Source organism: Klebsiella terrigena (assembly GCF_006539725.1).
In the GTDB taxonomy this organism is placed as follows: Bacteria; Pseudomonadota; Gammaproteobacteria; order Enterobacterales; family Enterobacteriaceae; genus Klebsiella; species Klebsiella terrigena.
The window spans coordinates 1-3,161 of record NZ_BJNO01000048.1 but is presented as its reverse complement, the minus strand read 5'-3'; the positions used below and the strand labels follow the sequence as shown (position 1 = coordinate 3,161).

Annotated in this window: 1 rRNA gene; it reads right to left on the bottom strand. The window is 51.6% G+C overall.

Annotated features, from left to right (window positions below):
• Window positions 1–107 precede the first annotated feature (107 nt).
• Window positions 108–3,016 (bottom strand): 23S ribosomal RNA (locus tag RTE01_RS26065).
• Window positions 3,017–3,161 lie beyond the last annotated feature (145 nt).

The window sequence follows — 3,161 nt, the reverse complement described above, 5'->3', positions numbered from 1 at the left end:
ATTGCCGCCAGGCAAATTCTGTTACCAACACGCCATCAGGCCTGTCAGTTAATCTGTATCAGCTGAAAATCTCTCAAATTCATCACACCAAACAGCTTTGGCGTTGTAAGGTTAAGCCTCACGGTTCATTAGTATCGGTTAGCTCAACGTATCGCTACGCTTACACACCCGACCTATCAACGTCGTAGTCTTCAACGTTCCTTCAGGACTCTCAAGGAGTCAGGGAGAACTCATCTCGGGGCAAGTTTCGTGCTTAGATGCTTTCAGCACTTATCTTTTCCGCATTTAGCTACCGGGCAATGCCATTGGCATGACAACCCGAACACCAGTGATGCGTCCACTCCGGTCCTCTCGTACTAGGAGCAGCCCCCCTCAATTCTCCAGCGCCCACGGCAGATAGGGACCGAACTGTCTCACGACGTTCTAAACCCAGCTCGCGTACCACTTTAAACGGCGAACAGCCGTACCCTTGGGACCTACTTCAGCCCCAGGATGTGATGAGCCGACATCGAGGTGCCAAACACCGCCGTCGATATGAACTCTTGGGCGGTATCAGCCTGTTATCCCCGGAGTACCTTTTATCCGTTGAGCGATGGCCCTTCCATTCAGAACCACCGGATCACTATGACCTGCTTTCGCACCTGCTCGCGCCGTCACGCTCGCAGTCAAGCTAGCTTATGCCATTGCACTAACCTCCTGATGTCCGACCAGGATTAGCTAACCTTCGTGCTCCTCCGTTACTCTTTGGGAGGAGACCGCCCCAGTCAAACTACCCACCAGACACTGTCCGCAACCCGGATTACGGGTCTACGTTAGAACATCAAACATTAAAGGGTGGTATTTCAAGGTTGGCTCCACGCAGACTGGCGTCCACGCTTCAAAGCCTCCCACCTATCCTACACATCAAGGCTCAATGTTCAGTGTCAAGCTATAGTAAAGGTTCACGGGGTCTTTCCGTCTTGCCGCGGGTACACTGCATCTTCACAGCGAGTTCAATTTCACTGAGTCTCGGGTGGAGACAGCCTGGCCATCATTACGCCATTCGTGCAGGTCGGAACTTACCCGACAAGGAATTTCGCTACCTTAGGACCGTTATAGTTACGGCCGCCGTTTACCGGGGCTTCGATCAAGAGCTTCTCCTTACGGATAACCCCATCAATTAACCTTCCGGCACCGGGCAGGCGTCACACCGTATACGTCCACTTTCGTGTTTGCACAGTGCTGTGTTTTTAATAAACAGTTGCAGCCAGCTGGTATCTTCGACTGATTTCAGCTCCGTGAGCAAGTCACTTCACTTACCATCAGCGTGCCTTCTCCCGAAGTTACGGCACCATTTTGCCTAGTTCCTTCACCCGAGTTCTCTCAAGCGCCTTGGTATTCTCTACCTGACCACCTGTGTCGGTTTGGGGTACGATTTGATGTTACCTGATGCTTAGAGGCTTTTCCTGGAAGCAGGGCATTTGTTACTTCAGCACCGTAGTGCCTCGTCATCACACCTCAGCGTTGAATAAGAGTCCGGATTTACCTAAACTCTCCGCCTACATGCTTAAACCGGGACAACCGTCGCCCGGCTAACATAGCCTTCTCCGTCCCCCCTTCGCAGTAACACCGAGTACAGGAATATTAACCTGTTTCCCATCGACTACGCCTTTCGGCCTCGCCTTAGGGGTCGACTCACCCTGCCCCGATTAACGTTGGACAGGAACCCTTGGTCTTCCGGCGAGCGGGCTTTTCACCCGCTTTATCGTTACTTATGTCAGCATTCGCACTTCTGATACCTCCAGCAACCCTCACAGGCCACCTTCAACGGCTTACAGAACGCTCCCCTACCCAACAACACCTGAGTGTCGCTGCCGCAGCTTCGGTGCATGGTTTAGCCCCGTTACATCTTCCGCGCAGGCCGACTCGACCAGTGAGCTATTACGCTTTCTTTAAATGATGGCTGCTTCTAAGCCAACATCCTGGCTGTCTGTGCCTTCCCACATCGTTTCCCACTTAACCATGACTTTGGGACCTTAGCTGGCGGTCTGGGTTGTTTCCCTCTTCACGACGGACGTTAGCACCCGCCGTGTGTCTCCCGTGATAACATTCTTCGGTATTCGTAGTTTGCATCGGGTTGGTAAGTCGGGATGACCCCCTAGCCGAAACAGTGCTCTACCCCCGAAGATGAATTCACGAGGCGCTACCTAAATAGCTTTCGGGGAGAACCAGCTATCTCCCGGTTTGATTGGCCTTTCACCCCCAGCCACAAGTCATCCGCTAATTTTTCAACATTAGTCGGTTCGGTCCTCCAGTTAGTGTTACCCAACCTTCAACCTGCCCATGGCTAGATCACCGGGTTTCGGGTCTATACCCTGCAACTTAACGCCCAGTTAAGACTCGGTTTCCCTGCGGCTCCCCTATACGGTTAACCTTGCTACAGAATATAAGTCGCTGACCCATTATACAAAAGGTACGCAGTCACCCCATAAAAGAGGCTCCCACTGCTTGTACGTACACGGTTTCAGGTTCTGTTTCACTCCCCTCGCCGGGGTTCTTTTCGCCTTTCCCTCACGGTACTGGTTCACTATCGGTCAGTCAGGAGTATTTAGCCTTGGAGGATGGTCCCCCCATATTCAGACAGGATACCACGTGTCCCGCCCTACTCTTCGAACTCACAGAATGTGCATTTTAGTGTACGGGAGTATCACCCTGTACCCTGCGACTTTCCAGACGCTTCCACTAACACACAAACTGATTCAGGTTCTGGGCTGTTCCCCGTTCGCTCGCCGCTACTGGGGGAATCTCGGTTGATTTCTTTTCCTCGGGGTACTTAGATGTTTCAGTTCCCCCGGTTCGCTTCGTTAAGCTATGTATTCACTTAACGATAGTGTGACGAATCACACTGGGTTTCCCCATTCGGAAATCGCCGGTTATAACGGTTCATATCACCTTACCGACGCTTATCGCAGATTAGCACGTCCTTCATCGCCTCTGACTGCCAGGGCATCCACCGTGTACGCTTAGTCGCTTAACCTCACAACCCGAAGCTGTTTCGTAAAACAGGTCGTGTTGTGAAAATTTGAGAGACTCGAACACACCGTTTTTCCTTTCTTATTACGGAGAAAGGAAACAGTGCGTCGTTTCAATTTTCAGCTTGATCCAGATTTTTAAAGAGCAAA